The sequence below is a fragment of the Empedobacter sp. EJD.6dd genome (assembly GCF_057369435.1).
On record NZ_CM170667.1, the window covers coordinates 2,357,478 to 2,376,360 of the forward strand.

Below are 18,883 nucleotides of genomic sequence, written 5' to 3' on the forward strand. Positions count from 1 at the left end.
ATGCAATTCAACTCTAAATTATTGGAATAAAAAAAGTTGGAGTGTTTGAGTGGAGCGAGTTGCCAACTTTATGGAAATAATTTATTTAGTTGAATCATTGAGAGACTACTGTCGGCATCTTTTTTTGTTTCGTTTTTTGGATGAGCTTCCCCGAAGGGTATATGAATACCGATAATTAAAATAGATAAGCTATGAATAAAAAATGAAAGGAAGAGCTTTTTCGACAAGCTAAGAATACCAACAAGATGAGATTCTGATACAAGCCCAGAATGACAAAATCTGTTTTTAAAAATGAATTTGAATATTGAAAAAGGATGAGAAACCGGCATTAAAACTCTCACGTTAAGAAAATGTTTGAATGGAGCGTTTAAAAGGTTTTAGCCCGTAGGGTTTTTAAAATCTTTAGTGGAATGAGAACATTTTTAGTAGAGAGGTTTACGGCCAAGAGTTGCTTGGGCTGAGCCTTTCGAAGCATTGATTACTTTTTTGCGCTCTTCCCCGAAGGGCATATGAATACCGATAATTAAAATAGATAAGCGATGAATAAAAAATGAAAAAGAAAGATTGAATTAACCTTAATAATAAGATTTATTAAAGATCTCTTAAATTTTAGTTAACCTCTTATTGTTTAGTGTACAATAATTTTGGGCTTCAAATAAACATACATGAAACTCAATTTATTTCAATTATCAGCAGTAGTCTTCTCAATCGGAGCTTCAACAGTTGCCTATGGGCAAGGTGATTTGGCAGGGATATCTGGTAAAATTACTGATGGTGAAGGTTACGACTTATCACAAGTAACGGTGGTTATAAAAAACGAATCGACAGGTTTTACCACTTCCACAAAAACAAATGAGAAAGGAGAATATAATTTAAAACAATTGCCATTAGGTTCTCCTTATACGGTTACATTTATTTCGGATGAATATGGCGAAGAAGTTTTAAAAGGATATAGTTTAAATCAAGGTGATTTAATATGGGTGCCTTTTAAATTTTCGAGCGGAACAACGGGCTTAAAAGAAGTAATTGTTAGTGGACAAACATTAAAGAGTTCAATAAAACAGGTAGGAGCTTCAACATCAGTTTCTGCAAAAGATTTGCAAACATTACCTGTAAATGGACGAAACTTTACGTCGTTAATCGATCTTTCTCCTTTAAGTAATGGTTCGAGTATTGGAGGACAATTAGCATCTTCGGTAGATTATACAATAGACGGAATGTCTAATAGAGGAACAATAGCTGGAGGTTCTACCTCATCTTCTTATTCTATTTCAATGGAAGCAATACGAGAGTTTAAAGTAGTTACCAATGAATATGATGTTACGAATGGTCGTGCTGGTGGTGGAACGATAAGCACTGTAACAAAATCAGGAACGAATAAATTGGAAGGAAGTGCTTTTCTTTATGGACGTGCCGATTGGTTATCGAGTCCATACGACATTCGTGGAAACAAAAGAGACAACGAATTCTCTACATATCAATATGGATTTTCTTTAGGTGGACCAATAAAGAAAGATAAAGCTCATTTCTTTGTTGCTTGGGATAGACAGGTAGATAAACGCCCTTTATTTATTGCGAATATTAATAACCCAAGTGATGAAGCGCTGTATAATGTAACGCAATCAACATTAGATCAATTTTTATCTATTGCAAGAGAAAAATATGGAGTATCAAATAATCCTCAATTTGGGGCATTTGATAAAAATAAAGATACAAATGCAGCATTTTTACGCATTGATTGGCAATTAAATTCCCGAAATTTATTGACATTACGTAACAACTTTGTTCACGAAAACGATAAACTTTCTGAAGGGGATAATACATCAATTAACATGTATGAATCCTATATTGATAGAAAAAAAACAGACAACAGTTTGATGTTATCGTTAAGAACTGATTTTAATAATGACATTACTAATGAACTGAAAGTTCAACATTTTTTTGAGCATCAGAATATTATTCCATCAAGTGAATTGCCTAGCCAATCTATTCCACGTGCAATTGTGGAAAGCATAGGATCTCAAATAGGAGAAAAAACACAATATACAAACATTCAATTAGGGGGGCAACGATTTTCACCTGAATGGTTCAAAGGGAATGTGATACAATTGGTTGATAATGTATATATTAATAAAAATAATATTAAGTATACGCTAGGAGGAGATTTTTCTTACTATCATATGAAAAATGTATATGGAAGTGAAATGAATGGTCGATTCTATTTTACTGGAATGGATAATTTCAAAAATATGACTCCCTATCGTTATGCAAGAGAAATTAGACTAACAGATGATCCATCTACCACGATTAATCAATTAACATCTGCTGTTTATGGACAATTAGAGACAGAAATTCTTCCTGGTTTAGATTTAATGGCTGGAATTCGTTTTGAGAATATGCAATATCTGAATGCAGCGAATTACAATGAGGTTGCAGATAAACAATTGGGAGTAAGAACAGATAATAAAATTAATACATGGCAACTTCAGCCACGTTTCCAATTAACATGGGATATTAATCAGAATAGAAAAGATTTTGTAAAATTTGGTGGAGGTATTTTTGGCTCTTCATTAAATCCATATTCTATGATTAATAACATGTTGTTTGATGGAACAAAAGTCGCAGCAGTAGACATTGTAGGAGATTTAGTTCCTACTCCAGATTTTATTGATTATAGACAAAATCCTAATCATGCTCCAGGAAGAGATCTTTTTAACAACCCTAATATAGAAAAACTAATTACGATTAATGCTAATAGCAAAGATGCTAAAGTGCCGACGGTTTACAAATTAAATGCATCTTATAATCACTTCTTTAGTGATCGATTGAGAGTTGGGATTAGTGCTTATGCTAACTGGGCACGAAATAATTATATGTACGTTGATCGCAATATGGTCGATGAACCTTTTTTCAGAATAAAAGAAGAAGCTAATAGAGGAGTTTATGTACCTGCGTCAACAATTAACCCTACAAATGGTGCTGCAAATTGGGTTAATGGACGTAAAACAAATGAATTGGGACGAGTTTTAGAGTTAATTAGTGAGGGTAAAAAAGATCAATATGCAATCGTGTTAGATGGAACCTACCGTTATTTTAAAGATGGACAAATTTCTGTTTCATATACATGGAATGATTCAAAAGATAATACCTCTTATAATGGAAATGTAGCCAATACAGCAACACTAAGTTTAATGGTTGCAGAAGATCCAAGAAATTTAAGTAAAATGAATTATTCAGATACACATTTCCGTCACAAGTTAGTAGTTTATGGGCAATCTCCAACTTTTTGGGGAATGACAGCAGGTGTACGTTTTAGTGGAATTGGAGGTACACGCTATTCGTTGGCTGTTAATGGTAATATGAATGGAGATTTCGTAAATTCAAATGATTTGGCATACATCTATGATCCTAATGCTGCTTCAACTCCTGAATATTTAAGAAATGGAATTCAAGCTATTCTAGATAATCCTGAAGTTGAAAAACATACGAAAGATTATATTCGTAAAAGTTATGGGAAAATAGCAGAGCGAAATGGTGGAATTAATGGATTTTCAGGAACATTTGATTTAAGATTAGCTAAAAAGATAAAAATTGTTGAGAAACATCGTTTTGAAGTTGCAGTAGATATTTTTAATGTAGCTAATTTAATGAACAAAGAATGGGGAGTAGGTCCTAGAATAGGTAAACAAAATATTTATTCGATTAAGAGTTTTGATACAGCAAATGAACGTTTTGTTTACAATGTAAATACGAATACAGGTAAAACGAGTTATGCATTCAATCCATATCAAATACAAATAGGGTTTAGATATAGTTTTTAATAGACCGATTTACATGAGAAAAATACATTTGTGGTTTGCGCTATTAGCTACAGTTACTGTGGCTAATGCGCAATTGAAAACAGTTGATATCAAAAGTTTTGAAGACTTGAAGTCTTATTTCAAACAAGATCAATCAAAACCAATCATTATCTCAGGACATAGAGGAGGTATGATGCCTGGCTATCCAGAAAATAGTATTGAAGCTTTTGAAAAAACATTGTCGATTATACCCTCATTTTTTGAGATTGATCCACAATTGACCAAAGATTCGGTTTTAATTCTTATGCACGATGATACACTGAACCGTACAACAAATTTACAAGGAAAGGTAAAAGAGTATACCTATGCTCAAATAAAGAATGCAAGATTAAAAGACCGAGAAGGAAATTTAACTGAGTTTAAAATTCCGACACTTAAAGAAGCTTTAGATTGGAGTCAAGGAAAAACTATTTTTCAGTTAGATAATAAAGGTGTACCATATGCAACCTATGTAAAATTTTTGAAAGAAAACCCTTATCCAAATGTGGTGTTGGGATTGAGAAAAGATGAAGAAGTTGCGTATTACGCCAAACATTTAGATCATGTATTGTTTATGAAACCTTTTCATACAATGAATGATGTTAAGAGTTTTGAAAAGCTGAATGTTCCATTCAATAGAATAATTGCTTGGATTGGAGGAGAAGTTAAACAGGAGCAAAAAGAAATGATTAATTACCTTAGGAGTAAAGGGGTAATGGTAATGATTGCGATTGCTCCAACGACGGATAAACTACCAACTGATCTTGAACGAACAAGAGGTTATATTCAACATCTTATTACGCGTCCCGATATTATAGAAACAGATTATCCTGCTCAATTTATTAATTGGTAATTGTATAAACAAAACGATGAGTTGTTTACTATTTTTTTTAAATACTTTAGAGTAGAGATGAATTTCTTTTTTTTGAAGAATAAGCTAAAGTAAAAAGTTAAATCTGATTAAAATTGATTCTTTTACTCTAAATTTGTACAGCAAAAACAACTATAAAATGGCTGAAAAGATATGGTTATCATCTCCACATATGGGAGGGAATGAATTAAAATATATTCATGAGGCATTTGATTCTAACTGGGTAGCTCCTCTTGGACCTAATGTAAATGGATTTGAAGAAGATTTATCAAAATTTTTAAAGGCGGATGTTCATGTGGCGGCATTGTCTGCGGGAACAGCTGCTTTACATTTAGCATTGATTGAATGTGGTGTTTCACATGGTGATGAGGTTCTTTGTCAATCGATGACGTTTTCTGCAACTGCAAATCCTATTGCTTATCAAGGTGCAACGCCTGTTTTTGTAGATTCTGAAAAAGATACATGGAACATTTGTCCAATAGCATTAGAAGAAGCAATTAAAGATAGAATTTCAAATGGGAAAACACCAAAAGCAATTTTGGCAGTGCATTTGTACGGAATGCCATATAAAGTAGACGAAGTACATGCTGTTGCTGATAAATATAACATTCCTGTGATAGAAGATGCTGCAGAAGCTTTAGGTTCTACTTACAAAGGAAAAGCTTGTGGTACGTTTGGGCGTTTTGGAGGTTTGTCGTTTAATGGAAATAAAATTATTACAACTTCTGGTGGTGGAGCATTAGTTTGTCAAACACAAGAAGATAAAGATAAAGCAGTCTTTTTAGCAACGCAAGCACGTGATAATGCACCTCATTATCAACATTCGCACATTGGGTACAATTACCGCATGAGTAATATTACGGCTGGTATTGGTCGTGGACAAATGGAAGTATTAGCAGATAGAGTAGAATCTCGTCGTGCAATGAATAAGTTCTACCAAGATTTGTTTGCGAATATTGATGGTGTAACTGTATTCACAGAGTCAACATCAGATTATTTCTCTAATCATTGGTTATCTGCGATTTTAATTGATCCGAAAGTAGCTGGTAAAACACGCGAAGATTTACGTTTGGCTTTCTTGGAAGATGATATCGAATCTCGTCCGTTATGGAAACCAATGCATATGCAACCTGTTTTTGCTGATTCGCCTTATTATGGAGGAACAGTAGCAGAAGAATTATTCGAAAACGGATTATGTTTGCCTTCTGGTTCTAACTTAACAGATGCAGAGCGTGAACGAATTGCAGTAAAAGTAAAAGAAGTTTTTGGAAAATAATTCTCAAAAATAAGATATCAAACAAATCCTCTTAAGTTTTCTTAGGAGGATTTGTTTATTAAATATGAAATAAATTTCTTATTAAAAAGTGTATTTGAAATAGAAAAAGGATATAGAAATAGGCATTAAATCTCTCACGTTAAGAAAATTTTTGAATGTAACGTTAAAAAGGTTTTAGCCCGTAGGGTTTTTAAAATCTTTAGTGAAATGATAACATTTTTAGTAGAGAGGTTTACAGCCTTGACTTTTTTGTTTCGTTTTTGTGTCAAGACAAAAATGAAATAATAATCAAAAATAAATTAGGATATCCAATCGACATCTTCTACAAATAAAACCCAGAATCTCCCGTAATTCTTTCCTTTGTAAATTTTCGGAATGCAATAAGATGTACAATAAAACTCAAAGGAAAAATACTCAAATAAAGAAACCAATCTACTTTTTCACTTAAAATAATCGTTAGAAAAAAGCAGATAGAGAGAAACGAAAGTAAACTTATTGGAACTTGTTGATTAATAAAAATATATTTTATTGGATAAGTAATTAAAACGATGCCCAAACAACTGATACCATAGATAAAATAACCGAAATTAAACACTATAGATAATAGTAGACAAGGCAGAATGATAATGAAATAATTTAGACAAAAATCAATTTCGTTTTTTATAATATAGTTTCTATTTGATAATTTTGATCCTACAAAAAAAGCTAATTTCTCAGTTTTTTGCACGTATCCGAAAAGAATCGCAAAAATCCCGATAATTGATACAAGAAATAAATTCAAGTTATTTTCAATCACCCCTTGATACGAAATATAATAAGCGCCAATAAAAAGTAAATAGTTTATTTTAAACCTTCTAAGTTGTATTATGTTTAAAACATCTAAACGTTGAAGTGGAAGTTTTAGAAATGGTTGATTTTGTTTTGCTCGGAAGAATGTAAAGAATAAAATCATTGTAAGAATTAAACATAAACTAATCATCCATCCCAAATAAATTGCAACAATTATATTTAGAATATTGACTAAAATGAGGTCTATAAAGTAAATGAAATAGACTTTTTTTACATGAAATAATCCGTTTAGCAGTCCCCAATCTTTTCGAATATTAACGAATTGACTTCCTATAAAACTAAAAAACAGAAGTATATATTCTTTATAATCAAATGCTGGAAAACTTGGAAAACTACCATTCAACATTTTGAAAATAATGACTAAATAAAGTATAAAAGGTAACCAAAAAGCTGAAGAATCATTGTGTGTTAATTGGCGAAATCGGTTGATGTAAATGATTTTTAGTGTGTAGAAAATTTTATCCATGATCAACTGATTGCATAAACAAGTTCATAATATTTTCGTTTTCAACTTTTGTTATTTTTTGGTCGTTTACATAAAATGTTTTTGTCAAATAAGGCGATACAATTTCTATTATATGCGAGGAAACAAACACAATATTTTCTTTCGCTAATTCTCTTATTTTGTGTAATAAAACATAATTACTTTCAATATCTAATCCATTAAAAGGCTCATCAAAAATGTAGATTTTATAATCATCAAATTGCAAAATTGTGTTGACATAGGCCTTTTTCAACGTTCCTGTTGACATTGTTTTCAGTAGAACGCGTTCATCAATATCAAAAATGCGCGTCGAATTTGAGTTCTTGCGACCAGAAACTTTTTGATAAAATTTATAAAACTCATCAGCAGTCAAGTATTCATAAATCATAGGTTCTGTGGCTAAAAAAGCAACATCAGAAGGTTGTAGAATTTGATTGTTAAAATGTATAGAGCCTTTGTATGATTTCAAACCACATAAGGTTTTCAAAAATGTACTTTTTCCTTGTCCATTTCGCCCAAATATGCCATACAAACCAACCGAATTAATTTTTAAATCAATAGATTTTAAGATAGTTTTAGAAGAACCATAGTTAATTTCTTCGATCTTAATTTCTAAAGTTGGCTGAGTCATTTTTGAAAGAGTTTTAGTTGAATACAGATAAAATTACATGAATAATTTGTTATAAGGCTATTATCCGTTAAATTTGTGCTTAAATTGATCAGAAATTATGATTGACCAAATCAAACAATATATTGAAGAAGTAAAAAACTTCCATTCGACAAATGCTTCTGAAATTGAAGAATTCAGAATTAAATTTTTAGGAAAAAAAGGAATTTTAACGGACTTGTTTACACAGTTTAAATCGGTTCCGAATGAACAAAAGAAAGAATTTGGTCAAGTTGTGAATGAATTAAAAACATTGGCAACTGAAAAATCTACTGTTCTTAAAAATGAAATTTCTAATGAAGGAAAAACAGATTCTTCTTTAGATTTAACTCGCCCAGGAGAGCCTTTTACATTGGGATCTCGTCATCCAATCAATATTACAAAAAATCGTATTATCGAGATTTTTAATCGTATTGGATTTAGTGTTTCTGAAGGGCCAGAAATTGAAGATGATTGGCACAATTTTACAGCGCTTAATTTACCAACATATCACCCAGCACGTGATATGCAAGATACTTTTTTTATTGAAAAAGATCCAGATATTGTGTTACGTACACACACATCGTCTGTGCAAATTCGTCATATGGAGAACAATCAACCACCAATGCGTTTCTTAGCGCCAGGTCGTGTTTACCGTAACGAGGCTATTTCGTCTCGTTCGCACATGATGTTCCACCAAATAGAAGGTTTATACATTGACGAAGGTGTTTCGTTCGCAGATTTAAAACAAACATTAAGTTATTTTACAACAGAGTTGTTTGGTAAATCTGAAATTCGTTTACGTCCTTCTTATTTCCCTTTTACAGAGCCTTCTGCTGAAGTTGATGTGTATTGGGGGTTAGAAACAGAAACTGATTACAGAATGACAAAAGGAACAGGTTGGTTAGAAATTATGGGATGTGGTATGGTAGATCCTAACGTTTTGCGAAATGTAGATATCGATCCTGAAAAATACTCTGGATATGCATTCGGAATGGGGATAGAGCGTATCGCTTTATTATTATACCAAATTGGAGATATCCGTTTGTATACAGAAAATGATAAACGTTTCTTAGAGCAATTCCAATCGGAGTTATTCTAAAATAGAAAATACTATAAACAAAAAATCCTGCTCAATTGAGCAGGATTTTTTTATTGGAATAATGATTTAATCTGTTTTTAAATCATTTTTTTGATCACTTACTTCTACAAAATAATTTTGTTGCCAATTTTGCGTTTTTTCAGCTTGTTTATTTTCAGGTTTCACCCAATTCGGATAAACTCGAAATCCTCTTTTTCCTTCTTTTTTGATAGAGGTTAAAATATGTTTTTCAATCAATATTGATTTTGGAAAAATATAAAAACCTAGTTTTGACTCCTCTTCGGTAGTAATAATGTAATAATCAAACGCATCATTTTCGTTGAAAGGTTCTGTTTGTTTAGTGGCATTTCGTTTCCATAATGTCACAAATTGACCAACTTTTTTAGGCGTAATTTTTGCTTTTCGAAATTTGAATAATAATTCTTTCACTTCGAAATTATAACCAACATATTCATTGCATTCTGCATCTTTTTCAAGATTTGAAATAGATAAATGCAATGGTTTTAGAATAAAATCTTCGAATTGTTGAATAATTTCAATCATTTATTTCAATTGTTGATAAAAGTACAACTCATAAGTTGGGAATAAATTTGGATAGAAAATTTTTCCTAAATCATTTAAAATAATATCTGGACGTATAATTCCTTGTTCAAAATAATCATTTGATCCTTTTGCATTCATACGTTTGTTGTAAGCGTACACATTTCCTTTCTTAAATGCATCAAACCATTCATAGTTTGGATAAGAAGCTTTCATTTCTGCCAATGAATTCACATTTGTTACATTGATCCAATAATTTGCAGATTTCCCTTTTGTATAAACTTCTTCAAATGTCAAACTCAAGCTATTTTCTCCCGTTTTATCATTAAAAATGTAATTTCCTTTCGCATCATCAATCAACTTTGCTTGTAACAAATCTTTTGTTGGTACATACCAAATATCACCATACATTGTATTGACAATTGTTGAAACATTACCTTGTGCTTTAGTTTGAATAATAGTTTTGATAGAATCGTAATTGTTTTTAACCATTTCTACTCGCTTTTCAGCTTCTTGGTCTTTCCCAAATAATTTTCCAAAAACCTTCAGATATTCAACCTGCCCCAGTGGATTTTGTTCTTTATATTCGTCCAAATACAAGATTTTAATTCCATTTTTTTCTAATTGTTGATGAAATTTAGCCAAAACAGGATTAGAGCTTGCAATAATCAATTGGGGTTTATTTTTTAGAATAATCTCTGTGAATAATTCGTTTGAATTTCCAACTTTTAAGATTGATTTATTTGTAATTCCTTCTGCAATTTTTGGGTTATAAATAAAATCTGCATCACAAACACCTTTAATTAGATCGATGCTTCCTAATTCATCCAAAAACGTTATTGCAGCAGAAGTTTCTACCATAACAGATTTGATAGGTAAATCTTTTTTATCAAATGAAACGGTATTTCCTGAAGATTTGATAGTGATAGTTTCACTATTTTCTTCGATAGAAATATTTTTTGCAAACTGAAAAGGAGTTACTTCTTTTTCGGTTTTGATTGTTTCGTTTGATTGTTTACAGCTACTAATGGCAAGAAGAACGAATGAGGTTAGAATGAATTTTTTTATCATTTGGATTGAATTTAGAGCAGGCAAGTTAAGAAATAGGATGAAATCATAAAAAAATATTTTTGTAAGCAATTGATTCGTTGTAAATTAAAATATAGTTAAAAATTTTTCTCCAAAACCTTAGGTTTTTCCGATAAAAGTGCTGTATATTTGCAATCGAAAATAAGGGAAATTAGTTTTCACTATTTCAACTGGCCGAGTGGCGCAACTGAATAGCGCACTTGATTACGGCTCAAGAGGTTACAGGTTTGAATCCTGTCTCGGTCACAAAAATGCTCAGCGGCAATCGTTGAGCTTTTTTTATGAATGTTAAATTCTATTGTTATCAATAAAAAAGTCCATCTACTAATTGTAAATGGACTTTTTGGATTTTTATTATTTCTTTCTGAAGTAAACTTCAACCGGAACTCCTTCAAAATTAAATTCCTTTCTCAATTGATTTTCGATAAATCGTTTGTAAGGATCTCTAATATATTGTGGTAAGTTACAGAAAAACGCAAATTGTGGCGTTTTTGTAGGTAATTGTGTCACATATTTAATCTTGATGTATTTTCCTTTTACTGCAGGTGGAGGTGTAATCTCGATAATCGGTAACAATGTTTCGTTTAACTTACTTGTTTTGATACGACGACTACGGTTCTCATATACTTCGATAAAAGTATCTACAGCTTTCAAGACACGTTGTTTTGTTAAAGCTGAGATAAACAATACAGGAACGTCTGTAAATGGTGCAATACGTCTTAGAATAGCATCTTTGTATTCTTTCATTGTATTGGTTTCTTTTTCTAACAAATCCCATTTGTTAATCAAAATCACAACACCTTTTCGGTTACGTTCTGCTAAATAAAGAATGTTTAAATCTTGTGCTTCAATTCCGCGTTCTGCATCAATAACTAATACACAAACGTCACATTCTTCGATTGCACGAACCGAACGCATGACAGAGTAAAATTCTAAATCTTCGCTAACTTTTCCTTTTTTACGCATACCAGCAGTGTCTACCAGAACAAACTCATGCCCAAATTTATTGTACAATGTTTCGATAGAATCACGTGTAGTTCCCGCGATATCAGTTACAATATTACGTTCTTCACCTAATAATGCATTGATTAATGTAGATTTTCCAGCATTTGGACGACCTACGATTGTAATTTTAGGTAAACCTTCGAATGGATCAACGTGTACTTCTTCTGTAAAGCAATCCACTACATCATCTAATAATTCACCTGTTCCACTTCCGCTCATTGCAGCGATTGTGTACATTTTTTCGAATCCTAAGTTATAAAACTCATAAGAATCGTCTAAATTTTTGTTGGTATCGACCTTATTCACAACTAAGAATGTAGGCTTCTTAGTGCGTCTTAAAAGGTTGCCAACTTCCTTATCCATATCCGTTAATCCAACTTGATTGTCTACCATGAACAAAATAACATTTGCCTCATCAATAGCTAATTCAACTTGCTTGCGGATCTCTTCTTCAAAGGTATCATCTGAACCAACGACATACCCTCCGGTATCGATTACGGTAAATTCTTTTCCATTCCAATCAGATTTTCCATAGTGACGGTCACGTGTAACACCAGAAGTGTCATCCACGATAGCCTGTCTTTTTTGAATCATTCTGTTAAAGAACGTAGATTTACCAACGTTTGGTCTTCCTACAATTGCAACTATATTTGACATTTTGCAAAGGTATAATTTTTCGATTTATTTTTGACATTAATTTTTTGATAGATAAAGTATTGTGCATAAAAAAAGGTTAGATAATCTCTAACCTTACTAAAACCTTTATTTAACAACTTTCAAAAGTTCTTTTTCTGCGACCACTTTTCTTAGTCCAGAGCTTGAAAAACGGTGATCTCTTGAGTTGTAATACAATTCAATTCCTTTTTCTTCACAGTATTTTCTTCCTGTAAAGTTTTTATCTTGGTATTCAATACCTAAGATGCGAACATCAATTTTAAAAGATCTCAAAACATCTTCTAAATCTTGCTCTGTTGCATAAGGGACAATTTCATCGACGAATTTGCAACCTTTGAGCTGAATGTAACGCTCTACAACAGTTTGTGTCGGTTTATTTTTTTCTGGTCGATCTAATGTCGGATCAGTTTGTAAACCTACAATCAAATAATCGCAATGTTGTTTTGCGTCTTCTAACATTTTGATATGCCCTGCATGGAGTAAATCAAATGCACTGAATGTAATTCCTACTTTCATAGTTTATAGTTTAGTATTTTTATAGTTAGTTTTAGTCTTCGCTGTTACGGTTATAATCATCTTCAATTCGAACGATGTCCTCCTCACCAAAATATGTACCATGTTGTACTTCGATGAAAATTAATGTCTCATTTCCGATGTTTTGGATACGATGCTTAGCTTTTAGTGGAATAATAACTACTTCGCCAGCATTGTATTCATATTCTTTGTCATCAAGGGTCACCAAAGCTTTACCTTGGACAATTGTCCAAACTTCGGCACGATGATTATGGTATTGGTAAGACAAACGCCCACCTACATTCACTTCTATTCGTTTTAATTTATATATATCGGTATCTTCTAATACATAGTAAGATCCCCAAGGTCTATTTCCTATTTCCATCTTTAATGCAATTTACTGAATATTTAGATATAAACATTTAAAATACTCAATTAATAAATTGTTATAACTTTTTTAAAATAAAAAAACCTCAATCAAATGATTGAGGTTTTAAGCAGTGGTGCCTCCAGGAATCGAACCAGGGACACAAGGATTTTCAGTCCTTTGCTCTACCAACTGAGCTAAGGCACCGCCTATTTTGGATTGCAAATATAAGGAGGTTTATTTTATATTTCCAAAATTATTTTGAAAATATTTTATGTTTATTTTTTAATGAATTGATTTTTATTGAATTATTTTTATAAAAAAATCGAATAACAAGTAAAATGCATTGGTCAGCAACACTTTTAGACATTTGGTCTTTTATAAAACAATGGTATTGGATTCCTTTAATGATTCTTTACATTATGGTTATTATTACCATTTTAATCGAAAACAGAAATCCAACCAAAACTATTGCATGGATATTAGTGATTGTTTTTATACCTTTTATAGGTATTATTCTTTACTTTTTCTTTGGACAAAAATTCAAGAAAGATGAATTTTTTAAGCGAATAGATAAAAATCAACAAAAGATTATCAATGAAAAGTGGCAACAAATGGATAATCTTATTCAAGATGATTTACTAAAAGTTGATGAAAAAATAAATGCTCTTTCACAAGTTTATCGTTATTTAAATAATGCACGAGTTTCGCCTCCTTCAACTAAAAATGTTGTAAAACTATTGGTAAATGGTGAAGAAAAGTTTCCTTTATTTCTTGAAGCGTTAAAATCAGCTGAACACCATATTCATCTAGAATATTACATTTTTGAAGAGGACCAAATTGGTAATGAAATTATTTCAATTCTTTTAGAGAAAGCTAAAAATGGTGTAGAAGTACGTGTAACAGCTGATGATTTTGGTTCTCCGAAATTGAATAAACATCAAGCAAGATTTGAAGGAACTGGAATACAATTTCAAACTTTTCTTCCTGTTCGATTTTCTTCTTTAGCTAATTCAAATTATCGTAATCACCGAAAAATTTTGATTGTAGATGGTCAAAAAGCTTTTGTGGGTGGAATCAATATTAGCGATAAATATATTAATCAAAATGGAGAAAAAAGCCCTAATAATAAAGTGTATTGGCGAGATACTTCTGTAATGATAGAAGGTGAGGCGATTAATAGCTTGCAATTGCATTTTTATTTGAATTGGATGATGACAGAGGGTGAGAAATTTAATATTTCTGATCCAAGTTACTTTTATAATTCTCGAAATAAGATTTTTGAAGATGCAGCGACAGTAAGTTTCGGGCTTTCTTCTCCAGGTAGTGATCTACATTCTGCAATGGAAGCGATGATTTTAGCTATTACTTTGGCGAAAAAGAAAGTGCAGTTGTGTACACCCTATTTTATTCCGAGTGACGAATTTAAAACAGCTATGATGATTGCAGTTTCTTCTGGAGTAGAAGTTGAGTTGATGATTCCTAAAAAAGGCGATTCAGTAATTGTTCAACAAGCTTCGTTATCATTCCTGAAACCTTTGATGAAGCGAGGTGTGAAGGTTTATTTGTACGAAAAAGGATTTATTCACGCCAAAACTATTACTGTCGATGATAAATTGGCTTTTATTGGAACAGTAAACTTAGATTACCGCAGTTTTATGATTAATTTTGAAATTACTTCTGTAATTGAAAATGAGACTTTATTAAAACAAATGAGTACCCAGTTTATGATTGATAGAAATAATTCTGAGTTATTAACCATTGAGAAGTGGGAAAATAGACCTTGGTACAATCGTGCATTTGCATCTATATGCAGATTATTAGCACCAATATTATAAAAATAAAGAACTCCACTTTTTTTTGAGTGGAATTCTTTATTTATTGATTTTTAAAATCTTCAATTTCTTTTCGAATTTCTTCGTATCGTTTTCGTAAATCATCTGAAACATTATTTGGTAAATCTTTTATTTTCTTCAATTGAAGCGAAATAAAAATAGCAAATAATCCTGATGAAATTACAGCTAATCCAAGCCAAGCTACTGCTGTTAAACCTGCTAATTGCGGAGATGATAATAAAATTAGAGAAATGATTAATCCAATAATAGCTAAGAACAGAGAAATTCCCCAATCTTTTACACCATAATTTTTAAGATCGAACGCATAACTAATTCCAGATATCGAACGAAATAAGATTAAAAACCCTACATAGTAAGCAAAAACTTCTAAACTTAGAATTGGATTAATAACTAACATAAATCCAACAATAGTTGTAATAATTCCATATGTTAATGTCCAGCCCCAACTATCAATTTCATCTTTGTTCGAAATGGAAAAGATAATTTCTGAAATTCCTGAAAATAAAAACGAAACTGCAAAGAAGACTGAAAGTGCTACATATGATGCAGTAGGAAATGCAAAACAATAAATTCCTAATCCAACAAATAGTAATCCTATGATAAGTAAAATCCACCAATATTTGATAGAATTTTTAATTGATTTGTAAAAAGTACGTGCCATTTTGAAAATTGATATTTTAAATTATACTCTTAAATTTAAGAAATATTATAATTAAAAGCATTCTTTTTTGAGTAATTTATAATGAAATTAGATTTCTTAAAATTCAGGATTTATTTCATGCCAGAATAAAATTAAAATACCCTTAACTTTGAAGTTCGCTTAAAAATCAACGAAAATGAAGTATGGAATAGAGGCGGCTTCTATCTACGTTCCGCATATATATTTACCAATAAAAGATTTAGCAATTCAACGCAATATTGATCCTGATAAACTTGAAATAGGATTAGGGTTAAAAAAAATGTCTGTTTTAGATGTTCATGAAGATACAGCAACTATCGCTGCGAATGCTTTGTTGAAATTAATCACAGATTTTGATATAAATCCAACTGAAATCGGACGAATTTATTTAGGAACAGAAAGCGCTTTAGATGGAGCAAAACCAACCGCAACTTATGCAGTACAATTGGTAGAATCTGTTTTGGCTAAACAATTTGGTGAACGACCTTTTAGACATACAGATGTTGTGGATATGACGTTTGCTTGTGTTGGTGGAGTAGATGCAATGCACAATTCTATTGATTATGTTCGTGTAAATCCTGATAAAAAAGCAATTGTAATTGCGGCGGATTATGCAAAATATGGATTAGAATCGACTGGAGAATATACGCAAGGTGCGGGTGCAGTAGCGATGTTAATTTCGAATCAACCTGATTTGATTGCTTTTGATAACAATTGGGGAATTGGAATGGAATCTGTTTTTGATTTCTTTAAACCACATCAAGCAACTTCTAATCCAACAATTTTAAATGCTTTAGAAACAACAAAATCTGAAATCGAAATTTTTTCAGATGAACCAGTTTTCGAAGGGCAATATTCTAACGAATGTTATAAGAATAGAGTAAGAGAAGCTTATTTTAATTTTAAAGAAAAAGCAGGTGTTGAAGGAAAATTGTACGAAAATTGGCGATACATTGCTTTCCATTTACCTTATGCTTTTCAAGGAAAAAGAATGTTTTCTGATGTTTTTGCATTAGAAAACAATCAAGATAATTCGAATGATAACTTGAAAGTTGTTTCAAAATCGGATGAATATAAAGTCTTAATCAAAGAAAAAGTTGAACCAACTCAACGTGCTTCTTCGGAAATCGGAAATATGTACACAGCTTCAGTTTTTACAGCATTTTTATCGGCTCTACAAGTAAGTGCAGATAGCAATGAAGAATTAAATGGAAAAACAGTTGGTTTTATTGCTTATGGCTCTGGGTCTAAATCAAAAGTTTTTCAAGGACAAATTGGTGAAGGTTGGAAAAATGTAATGAATAAGATGGATTTGTTCACTTATTTAAATAAAAGAGAAGCGATTTCTTTTGAACAATACCAAGATTTACACAATAAAAATCTGAAAACATCAATTAATGCTTCGAAAGGATTTGCCTTAGATCGCATTGAAACTGAAATTCCAGATTTGAAAGGTGCTAGATATTATACTTTTAAAGGATAAAACATATAAAAAAATCGCTCATATGAGCGATTTTTTTATACCATTTTCGATTTCCATTTTCCTCTTTTAAAGAGTATAAAAGCCAAAACAGCTATAAAAGTTTCCGAAACAGGAATTGCAATAAATACGCCTTCTTCTTTCAAATTGAAATGATAAGAAAGTACATAAGCTAACGGAATTTGAAATAACCAAAATCCAACAAAATTGATTATCGTTGGTGTCATTGTATCACCTGCTCCGTTAAATGCATTCATCATCACCATTCCAATTCCATATAATAGAAAACCACTTGCCAAAATATACATTCCTTCTTTTGCAACAAGTTTGATATGCGCTTCTGTTGTAAATATCGAAACCAAATAATTGCTCAATCCATAGAAAATAACACTTACAATCAACATATAAATAATGTTGAATTTCATTGTCATTAAAACAGATTTTTCTGCTTTTTCTGGATTTTTATTTCCTAAATTTTGACCTACTAATGTTGCTGCAGCATTGCTTAATCCCCAAGCAGGTAACATAAAAAACATCATCAATCGTAAGGCTGTTTGATAACCAGACGATGCAATTTCTCCACCAGATTGAGCAACAATTCGTGCAAGAATTATCCAACTACAACTTGCAATAATGTATTGTACTATAGCGGGAACAGCAATTCGTACAATATTGAGAATTAGTTTAGACTTTGGAACAAAATAAGACCATTTGATTTGGATTAAGGAGTCTTTTTGTTTCAAACAATACAATTGATAAAGTACACCACAACTTCTTCCTATTGCGGTTGATAATGCAGCTCCTTCTAATCCCATTTCAGGAAAAAAGAACCAACCGCGTACAAGAATTGGACATAAAATAATATTAATCCCGTTTGCTAACCACAAACTTTTCATGGCAATTGCAGCATTTCCGGCACCTCGAAAAATTCCATTTATCAAGAATAAGAGAACAATACTCAAACAACTTAACATCATGATTTTGGTAAAGTTTTTACCATATTCAGCAGCTTGTTCAGTAGAGCCCATCCAAATCAATAAATCTTTGGCAAATATGAATCCTAAAATACTCACCACAACAGTGATTAATATGGATAATAAAATTGCTTGCGAAGCACTTTCTGAAGCTTTTTCAGGCTTCTTTTCACCTATTCTTCGTGCAATAATAGCAGTTGCTGCCATACTTATTCCGATCGAAATAGAATAAATAATTGTTAATAAAGATTCTGTAAGACCAACGGTTTGTATGGCGAATGCACTTTCTTTTAAATGGCCTACAAAATATAAATCGACCAAAGCAAAGACAGATTCCATAACCATTTCAAACATCATTGGAATAGCTAACAAGAATACAGATTTTCTGATTGGTATCGCGGTTAAGTCTAAGTTCTCGCTTGAAAAAGATTGCTTAATCAACGAAAAAATTGACCTAATTTTGGCTGTTAAAGACTTTTCTAAAGTCATCTTTTTAGGTTTTACGTGTTAAAAATAATTGATAAAAAATTAAATCAAAATGAATTAAACGTTAAGTTGCCGCGAAGTGTTAAGTATTCATTTTAAATCTAAAATCTGAGAGAGATTTTGCGCAAATTTAAATCATTTTTTTCAATACC

At 31.5% G+C, this 18,883-nt stretch carries 15 protein-coding genes and 2 tRNA genes; 7 read left to right on the forward strand and 10 right to left on the reverse strand.

Features of this window, described 5'->3' with window-relative positions:
* Positions 1–665 precede the first annotated feature (665 nt).
* The 3 genes from AC2I98_RS11150 (at position 666) to AC2I98_RS11160 (ending at position 5,986) form a co-directional block, all read left to right on the forward strand.
* Entirely contained in the window at positions 666–3,821 is a 3,156-nt protein-coding gene (locus tag AC2I98_RS11150) for a TonB-dependent receptor (protein ID WP_486411755.1), read from the forward strand.
* Between the two features lie 13 nt (positions 3,822–3,834).
* Positions 3,835–4,692, forward strand: coding sequence for a glycerophosphodiester phosphodiesterase family protein (locus tag AC2I98_RS11155; protein ID WP_486411756.1), 858 nt, complete (start codon positions 3,835–3,837; stop codon positions 4,690–4,692).
* A gap of 157 nt (positions 4,693–4,849) precedes the next feature.
* The gene (locus AC2I98_RS11160) at positions 4,850–5,986 is read left to right on the forward strand and encodes an aminotransferase class I/II-fold pyridoxal phosphate-dependent enzyme (protein WP_486411757.1); all 1,137 of its coding nucleotides are present in this window, start codon (positions 4,850–4,852) and stop codon (positions 5,984–5,986) included.
* A 322-nt stretch (positions 5,987–6,308) separates the two neighbouring features.
* Here AC2I98_RS11160 and AC2I98_RS11165 read toward each other — a convergent pair whose 3' ends face one another.
* Positions 6,309–7,301 carry a hypothetical protein gene (locus tag AC2I98_RS11165; RefSeq protein WP_486411758.1) on the reverse strand — a complete coding sequence of 331 codons (993 nt, stop codon included), beginning with the start codon at positions 7,299–7,301 and terminating at the stop codon, positions 6,309–6,311.
* Positions 7,294–7,950: an ATP-binding cassette domain-containing protein gene (locus AC2I98_RS11170; RefSeq protein WP_486411759.1), complete on the reverse strand. Its 657-nt coding sequence runs from the start codon at positions 7,948–7,950 to the stop codon at positions 7,294–7,296. Before AC2I98_RS11170 ends, AC2I98_RS11165 begins: the two co-directional genes overlap by 8 nt.
* A 97-nt stretch (positions 7,951–8,047) precedes the next feature.
* Between AC2I98_RS11170 and AC2I98_RS11175 the strand changes: the two genes are divergently transcribed.
* Positions 8,048–9,067, forward strand: coding sequence for a phenylalanine--tRNA ligase subunit alpha (locus AC2I98_RS11175; protein ID WP_486411760.1), 1,020 nt, complete (start codon positions 8,048–8,050; stop codon positions 9,065–9,067).
* Positions 9,068–9,133: 66 nt separating this feature from the next.
* Here AC2I98_RS11175 and AC2I98_RS11180 read toward each other — a convergent pair whose 3' ends face one another.
* Together AC2I98_RS11180 and AC2I98_RS11185 are read right to left on the reverse strand one after the other, a co-directional pair.
* A complete protein-coding gene (locus AC2I98_RS11180; RefSeq protein ID WP_486411761.1) occupies positions 9,134–9,610 on the reverse strand; it encodes a MepB family protein in 477 nt (158 codons plus the stop codon).
* The gene (locus AC2I98_RS11185) at positions 9,611–10,678 is read right to left on the reverse strand and encodes an ABC transporter substrate-binding protein (RefSeq protein WP_486411762.1); all 1,068 of its coding nucleotides are present in this window, start codon (positions 10,676–10,678) and stop codon (positions 9,611–9,613) included.
* A 190-nt stretch (positions 10,679–10,868) separates the two neighbouring features.
* Here AC2I98_RS11185 and AC2I98_RS11190 point away from each other — a divergent pair.
* Positions 10,869–10,942, forward strand: a tRNA-Arg gene (locus AC2I98_RS11190).
* 108 nt (positions 10,943–11,050) lie between these two features.
* On the opposite strand, the gene der is transcribed toward AC2I98_RS11190, so the two are convergent.
* The 4 genes from der to AC2I98_RS11210 form a co-directional block, all read right to left on the reverse strand.
* On the reverse strand, positions 11,051–12,358 hold the full coding sequence (der, locus tag AC2I98_RS11195) for a ribosome biogenesis GTPase Der (protein WP_486411763.1): 1,308 nt from the start codon (positions 12,356–12,358) through the stop codon (positions 11,051–11,053).
* Between the two features lie 105 nt (positions 12,359–12,463).
* The gene (locus tag AC2I98_RS11200) at positions 12,464–12,892 is read right to left on the reverse strand and encodes an adenylyltransferase/cytidyltransferase family protein (protein ID WP_486411764.1); all 429 of its coding nucleotides are present in this window, start codon (positions 12,890–12,892) and stop codon (positions 12,464–12,466) included.
* 31 nt (positions 12,893–12,923) lie between these two features.
* Positions 12,924–13,274 (reverse strand): phosphomannose isomerase type II C-terminal cupin domain, encoded by a 351-nt coding sequence (locus AC2I98_RS11205; RefSeq protein WP_486411765.1) that lies wholly within the window; start codon positions 13,272–13,274, stop codon positions 12,924–12,926.
* 116 nt (positions 13,275–13,390) lie between these two features.
* Positions 13,391–13,463 (reverse strand) — tRNA-Phe (locus AC2I98_RS11210).
* Between the two features lie 134 nt (positions 13,464–13,597).
* On the opposite strand from AC2I98_RS11210, the gene cls reads away from it, so the two are divergent.
* Positions 13,598–15,094: a cardiolipin synthase gene (gene cls, locus AC2I98_RS11215; protein WP_486411766.1), complete on the forward strand. Its 1,497-nt coding sequence runs from the start codon at positions 13,598–13,600 to the stop codon at positions 15,092–15,094.
* 40 nt (positions 15,095–15,134) lie between these two features.
* Here cls and AC2I98_RS11220 read toward each other — a convergent pair whose 3' ends face one another.
* Positions 15,135–15,773 (reverse strand): HdeD family acid-resistance protein, encoded by a 639-nt coding sequence (locus AC2I98_RS11220; RefSeq protein WP_486411767.1) that lies wholly within the window; start codon positions 15,771–15,773, stop codon positions 15,135–15,137.
* A 175-nt stretch (positions 15,774–15,948) separates the two neighbouring features.
* Here AC2I98_RS11220 and AC2I98_RS11225 point away from each other — a divergent pair, with 175 nt between their 5' ends.
* Complete coding sequence (locus AC2I98_RS11225) at positions 15,949–17,274, forward strand: hydroxymethylglutaryl-CoA synthase family protein (protein ID WP_486411768.1); 1,326 nt, start codon at positions 15,949–15,951, stop codon at positions 17,272–17,274.
* 35 nt (positions 17,275–17,309) lie between these two features.
* Here AC2I98_RS11225 and AC2I98_RS11230 read toward each other — a convergent pair whose 3' ends face one another.
* Positions 17,310–18,734: an MATE family efflux transporter gene (locus tag AC2I98_RS11230; RefSeq protein WP_486411769.1), complete on the reverse strand. Its 1,425-nt coding sequence runs from the start codon at positions 18,732–18,734 to the stop codon at positions 17,310–17,312.
* Positions 18,735–18,883: the final 149 nt, after the last annotated feature.